Here is a 5,961-nt window from a genome sequence, read left to right on the forward strand (position 1 = left end):
GCGGCGGGGCCGCAGGCGGCGCTCGGCTGGGGCGGGGCGTTGGTGCTGGCCGCCGGCGTCGGGCTCGTCGCGGCGGGGCTCGCGCTGCGCGGGCGCTTCGGCGGGGATGCCTTCATCGCGCTGCTCGTCATCGGCTGCGGCGCACTGCTGCTGCTGTTCGTCTTCCTGCCGCTCGCGACCATCCTCTCCGCCGCGGCGATCGCGGAGGGACGCTTCGCGCCGGGCGCGCTCGCGACGCGCCTCGCCGCGCCGGAGGCCTGGAGCCTCGCCTGCCTCGCCACCCACCAGGGCTGCGGCGTGGTGTGGAACACGCTGCTGCTCGCGGTGCTGACGGCGGTGATCTCGACCCTGATCGGTCTGGCCTTCGCGCTGTTGGCCGCGCGGGGTGGGGTACGCGCGCAGCCGGCCTTCCGGGCGATGACGCTGCTGCCGCTGATCACGCCGCCCTTCGTCGTCTCCCTCGCGCTGATCGTGCTGTTCGGGCGGACCGGGCTCGTGACGAACGCGATGTGGGAATGGTTCGACATCCCCCGCAGCCGTTGGATCTACGGGCTGCCGGGCGTGCTGCTGGCGCAGGTGCTGTCCCAGGCGCCGATCGCCTTCGTGCTTCTGGAAGGGGCGGTGCGCGCGATAGGGCCGAGCCTCGAGGAAGCGGCATCGACCATGGGGGCGCGGCGCTTCACCGTCTTCCGCACCGTGACCTGGCCGCTGCTGCGTCCGGCCATTGCCGCCTGCCTGCTGCTCGGCTTCGTCGAGAGCCTGGCGGATTTCGGCAACCCGCTGGTGCTCGGCGGGGATTTCGACGTGCTGTCGACGCGCATCTTCTTCGCCATCGCCGGCGCGCGGCACGATCCGGGGCGGGCGGCGGCACTCGCTCTGCTGCTGCTCGCACTCACCCTCGGCGCCTTCTTCCTGCAGACGCTGTGGCTGGGTCGGCGGCGCTACACGACGGTGACGGGCAAGGGGGATTCCGGCGTGCCGTCGCCCCTGCCGCGCGGTCTGAAATTCGCCTGCGGCGCGATCGCCTGGCCGTGGATGATCTTCACCGCCGCGGTCTACGGCATCATCCTGGTGGGCGGCTTCGTGCACGATATCGGCCGCGGCGACATGTCCTTCACCTGGCGCCACATCCTGACGGGCTTCGAGGTGGAATGGCAGGACGGCCCGGCCTTCCGCGGCTCGGCCTGGGACAGCCTGTTCACCACCATCGAGGTCGCGGCGATCTCCGCACCGCTGACCGCGGGGCTCGGCATCCTGCTCGCCTGGCTGATCGCGCGGCAATCCTTCCCCGGGCGCGGCACGCTGGAATTCATGGCCATGCTGTCCTTCGCCATCCCGGGCACCGTCGTCGGCGTATCCTACATCATGGCCTTCAACGAGCCGCCGATCGAACTGACCGGCACGGCGACGATCCTGATCCTGTGCTTCGTGTTCCGGAACCTGCCCGTCGGCGTGCGCGGGGGCATTGCCGCACTCGCGCAGATCGACCGTTCGCTGGACGAGGCTTCGGCCACCATGGGCGCGGGCGCGCTGCAGACGCTGCGCCACGTCATCCTGCCGCTGCTGCGCCCGGCGATCGTCGCGTCCCTCGCCTATGCCTTCGTGCATGCCATGACGGCGGTCTCGGCGGTGATCTTCCTGGTCTCCGCACGGCACAACCTCGCCACCGTCTACATCGTCGGGCGGGTTGAGGCGGGGGAGATGGCGCTCGCCATCGCCTATTCGACGGTGCTGATCGCGGTGATGCTGGCCGTCGTGCTCGGCATCGAGCGCGTGGTCGGGCGCGCGCAGATCGGCCGGCGCGCGGCACCCGTCAGGGCAGGAGCGTGATCATGGACGGCACCGCGATCCGCTTCGAGCGGGTGACGAAAGCCTTCGGCACCGTGCGCGCGGTGAACGAGGTCTCCTTCGACCTGCCGCAGGGCGCGCTCGTCACGCTGCTCGGGCCATCGGGCTGCGGCAAGACGACGACGCTGCGCCTGGTCGCGGGGCTCGAACTGCCGACCGAGGGACGGATCGAGATCGAGGGGCGCGATGTCTCGCACCTCGCCGCCGCGGAACGCCGCATTGCCATGGTGTTCCAGTCCTACGCGCTGTTTCCGCACATGAACGTGCTGGAGAACGTCGCCTATGGCCTCGTCGTCGGCGGCCAGCGCCGCCAGGCGGCGGAGGTCGAGGCGACTGCGATGCTGAAGACGCTGGGCCTCGAAGGGCTCGGCGCGCGGCTGCCGGCGGAACTCTCCGGCGGGCAGCAGCAGCGGGTGGCGGTCGCGCGCGCGCTCGTGCTGCGGCCCAAGGTGCTGCTCTTCGACGAGCCGCTGTCCAACCTCGACGCCCGCCTGCGCCGCCGCGTGCGGGAGGATATCCGCGACCTGCAGAAGCGGCTCGGCCTGTCCGTCGTGTATGTCACGCACGACCAGCAGGAAGCGCTCGCCGTCTCCGACCTGGTGGTGGTGATGAAGGATGGCCGCATCGCGCAGAAGGGCACGCCGACGGAACTGTACGAGGACCCAGCCGACGCCTTCATCGCCGACTTCATGGGGGAGGCGAATGTGATCGCGGGGGAGGTCCTTGCCGCCCCCGGCGGGCCGGGCCGCATCGCGCTGGGCGGCGTCGAGATGGCGACGCTGCTGCGCGCGCATCCCCCTGGTCCTGCCAGCCTCGCCGTACGGCCGGAATCGATCCGCGTGCTGCCGGCCGGCGCGGGGGAAGGCCTGCCCGGCCGCATTCAGCGCGCCGCCTTCCTCGGCCAGACGCGGGAATACGAAATCGAAACGGCAGCGGGCATGCTCTTCGTGGTCGTCGCCGCGGCGCTGCCGGCGCATGCGGAAGGCGAAGCCGTGACCTGCCGCTTCGACAAGGTCATCCCCCTGCGCGCCTGACGCGCCGCGTGCTACGGCGCGGCGGACGGATGGAGGCATCGATGGGCGGGGAACTCGCAGGCAAGGTCGCGATCGTCACGGGCGCGGGGAAGAACATCGGGCGCGCGATCGCGCTCTCCCTCGCGCGGGATGGCGCGGCGGTGGTGGTGAACGGCCGCTCGGACGCCGCGGCGATCGAGGCGGTGGCCGACGAGATCCGTGCCGCCGGCGGGCAGGCCATCGCGGCACGTGCCGACGTGGCGCGGGAGGATGAGGTGGCGCGCCTCGCCGCCGAAGCCGCGCGCGCCTTCGGCGGCGCGGACATCCTGGTGTGCAATGCGGGGCTGCGGCGGCAGACCGCCTTCACGGACATCTCCTACGCCGAGTGGCGGGAGATCCTGTCCGTCGCGCTCGACGGCGCCTTCCTGCTCGCGCGCGCCTTCGCGCCGCAGATGGCCGCGCGCGGCGGCGGATCCATCATCGCGCTGTCGGGCATCTCGACGCATGTGGGCACGCCGAACCGCGCGCATGTCTCGGCCTCCAAGGCGGGGCTCGAGGGGCTGATGCGCGCGCTCGCGGTGGAACTCGCGCCGCAGGGCATCCGCGCGAATTGCGTGGCCCCCGGCGCGGTCGACACGCAGCGCGGCGCGAGCGCGGGGCCGATGCCGGCTGGGCTTGGCCGGGAAGCGGGCATCCCGCTCGGTCGCAAGGCGAGCGTGGAGGAGATCGCCGCGGTGGTGCGCATGCTGGCCGGGCCGGAAGGCGGCTACGTGACGGGCCAGACCCTCCATGTGAATGGCGGCGCCTTCCTCACGTGACGGCGCCCGCGATCATTCCGGCGTGACGCCGAGCGCGCGGAACGCCGCGCCCGTCGCCTCGTATTCGGCGGCCAGCAGCCGCTGCAATTCGGCCCGGCCGCGGAAACTCGCCACCGCGCCCCAATTGTCGGCGAAGCGGCGGAAGCCCTCGGTCTCCATGGCCGCGCGGCAGGCCGATTCCAGCCGCGCGAGCACCGGTTCCGGCGTGCCGCGCGGCGCGAACAGCCCGGCATAGGAAGGCTGCAGCGCGTCGATCCCTTGCTCGCGCGCCGTCGGCACATCCGGGAAGGCGGGGTGGCGGCCTTCCGAGAAGACGGCGATGAGCCGCGTCTGCCCCGACCGCGCCATGGGCACGCCGGAGGCGACGACGATCGCCGCGAAGTCGAGCCGCCCGGCGATCACCTCCGTCAGCGACGCGCCGTCGCCGCGGAAGGGCACATGGGTGAACTGCCCGCCGGCGGCCGACTGCACGCGGTGCACGCCGAGGAAGGGCGCGGAATTCGGCCCCGGCGAACCGTAGGTGAGCGGCCGCTGCCGGGCCGCCGCAACGAGGTCGGCCAGGTTCCGCCAGGGGCTGTCCGCCTTCACCATGATGCCGAGGATGTTCTCCGTCACGTTGCAGACCGGCGCGACCGCATCCGGCCCGAGCCCGGTGTTGCGCACCAGGTGCGGCTGGAAGGCGAGCGGCACCAGCGGCGAATAGGCCAGCGTGTGGCCGTCCGCCGCCGCCGCCGTCAGCGCGCGCATGCCCACCACGCCGGACGCGCCGGACTGGGAGGTGACGACGACGTTCTGCCCGAGGTCGCGCGTGAAGGAATCGGCCAGCGCGCGCGCCGCCGCATCCGTGCTGCTGCCGGTCGCATAGGGGTTGATGATGGTGACCGGTCGGTCAGGGAAGGCCGCGGCCGGCAGCGGCGCGAGCAAGGCGAGAAGCAGAAGGGCGCGGCGCATCGAGGTATCTCCCTGGCGTGTCGGTCTCAGCGCGCCTGGCCGATCGTGGCGAGCAGGCGGCGCTTGTCGGCGATGTCGCGTGCGAGCCGCGCGGCGAGCGTCGCGGCATCGGCTTCCGGCGTGGCGGGCTGGAACATGCGCGCGGCGACGCTGCGATAGCCTTCCTCCCGCGCCGCGGCGATGCAGGCGGCTTCCAGCGCCGCGCGCGCCGGCGCCGGCGTGCCCGCCGGCGCGAACAACCCGCCGAAGCTGGTGGGCGCGACGTCGAAGCCCTGTTCCGCCACCGTCGGCACATCGGGCAGCATCGGATGCCGCGCGGGGGCAAACACGCCGAGCACGCGCAGCCCCTGGCCCGAGAGCGAGCCCATCACCGTCACGGCGAAATCCACGCGCCCGGCGCGCAGGTCCACCAGCACCGCGGGCTCCCCGCGATAGGGCACGTCCTGCAACTGCAGCCGCGCCGCTTCGGCCAGTTCCAGCGCGGCGAGATGCGGGATGGAGGCGACGCCCTGGTGCCCGTAGCTGAGCCCGCCCGGCCGCGCCCGCGCGGCGGCGACCAGGTCCGTGAGCGTCGCGAAGGGGCTTTCCGGCCGCACCGCGATTGCCATGGCGTTCTCGAAAGCTTGGCAGATCGGCACCAGCGCATCGGCCGCGTAGCCGGGGTCCCCGCGCGCGGGCAGGACGGACAGCACAACGGCCGGGGCGAAGAGCAGCGTCAGCCCGTCCGGTGCGGCGCGCGCCACCTGCGCCGTGCCGATCCCGCCCGCCGCACCGTCGCGGTTCGCGACCACTACGGGCTGGCTAAGCCGCGGCGCCATGCCGGCGGCGAGCGCGCGCGCCAGCGCATCGGTCGTGCTGCCGGCGGCGTAGGGGTTGACGATGGTGAGCGGCCGGTCCGGCGCCCAGGCCTGGGCGAGGGCGGCAGCCGGGGTCAGCAGCAGCGCGAGCGCGCCCGCCATCAGGTTTGAACGCATGGCGTCTTCTCCCTAGTCTCTGGCGCATGACCGCCTTGGCCCGAGTATGGGCGGGCAGGGGGAAACGCACCATGGCCATCACCGCGCTCGGCTATCTCGAACTCCGCGCGAGCAGCCTCGAGGATTGGGCCGGCTTCGGCCCGCGCATGCTCGGCCTGATGCTGGCCGAGCGCGGGCAGGCGGAACTCGCCTTCCGCATGGACGACCGGCGCCAGCGCGTGATCGTCAGCGCGGATGCGCAGGACGGGCTCGGCGCCTTCGGATGGGAAGTCGCGGATGCGGCCGCGCTCGATGCCATGGCCGCGCGGCTCGAGGCCGCCGGCGTCGCGGTCGCGCGCGGCGCGCGCGCGCTGGCCG

At 73.0% G+C, this 5,961-nt stretch carries 6 protein-coding genes; 4 read left to right on the plus strand and 2 right to left on the minus strand.

What is annotated here, in order from left to right; genetic code table 11:
• From HW577_RS19055 to HW577_RS19065, 3 genes are all read left to right on the plus strand, one after another.
• A partial coding sequence (locus tag HW577_RS19055; protein WP_198377720.1) for an ABC transporter permease occupies window positions 1-1,830 on the plus strand: 1,830 nt, incomplete at its 5' end.
• A 2-nt stretch (window positions 1,831-1,832) separates the two neighbouring features.
• Complete coding sequence (locus tag HW577_RS19060; RefSeq protein WP_198377721.1) at window positions 1,833-2,882, plus strand: ABC transporter ATP-binding protein; 1,050 nt, start codon at window positions 1,833-1,835, stop codon at window positions 2,880-2,882.
• A gap of 41 nt (window positions 2,883-2,923) precedes the next feature.
• Window positions 2,924-3,679: an SDR family NAD(P)-dependent oxidoreductase gene (locus tag HW577_RS19065; RefSeq protein ID WP_198377722.1), complete on the plus strand. Its 756-nt coding sequence runs from the start codon at window positions 2,924-2,926 to the stop codon at window positions 3,677-3,679.
• A gap of 12 nt (window positions 3,680-3,691) precedes the next feature.
• Here HW577_RS19065 and HW577_RS19070 read toward each other — a convergent pair whose 3' ends face one another.
• Window positions 3,692-4,630 carry a tripartite tricarboxylate transporter substrate binding protein gene (locus tag HW577_RS19070; protein ID WP_198377723.1) on the minus strand — a complete coding sequence of 313 codons (939 nt, stop codon included), beginning with the start codon at window positions 4,628-4,630 and terminating at the stop codon, window positions 3,692-3,694.
• Window positions 4,631-4,656: 26 nt separating this feature from the next.
• On the minus strand, window positions 4,657-5,604 hold the full coding sequence (locus tag HW577_RS19075) for a tripartite tricarboxylate transporter substrate binding protein (RefSeq protein WP_198377724.1): 948 nt from the start codon (window positions 5,602-5,604) through the stop codon (window positions 4,657-4,659).
• A 71-nt stretch (window positions 5,605-5,675) separates the two neighbouring features.
• On the opposite strand from HW577_RS19075, the gene HW577_RS19080 reads away from it, so the two are divergent.
• Window positions 5,676-5,961: VOC family protein (locus HW577_RS19080; protein ID WP_198377725.1), on the plus strand; the 286-nt coding region annotated here is incomplete at its 3' end.

This window comes from Neoroseomonas rubea (assembly GCF_016106015.1).
Lineage (GTDB): Bacteria > Pseudomonadota > Alphaproteobacteria > Acetobacterales > Acetobacteraceae > Neoroseomonas > Neoroseomonas rubea.

Excerpts from the sequence above, each read along its gene's own strand:
- HW577_RS19060 (WP_198377721.1), top strand. The coding sequence starts at position 1,833 with ATGGACGGCACCGCGATCCGCTTCGAGCGGGTGACGAAAGCCTTCGGC.
- HW577_RS19065 (WP_198377722.1), top strand. The coding sequence starts at position 2,924 with ATGGGCGGGGAACTCGCAGGCAAGGTCGCGATCGTCACGGGCGCGGGG.
- HW577_RS19070 (WP_198377723.1), bottom strand. The coding sequence starts at position 4,630 with ATGCGCCGCGCCCTTCTGCTTCTCGCCTTGCTCGCGCCGCTGCCGGCC.
- HW577_RS19075 (WP_198377724.1), bottom strand. The coding sequence starts at position 5,604 with ATGCGTTCAAACCTGATGGCGGGCGCGCTCGCGCTGCTGCTGACCCCG.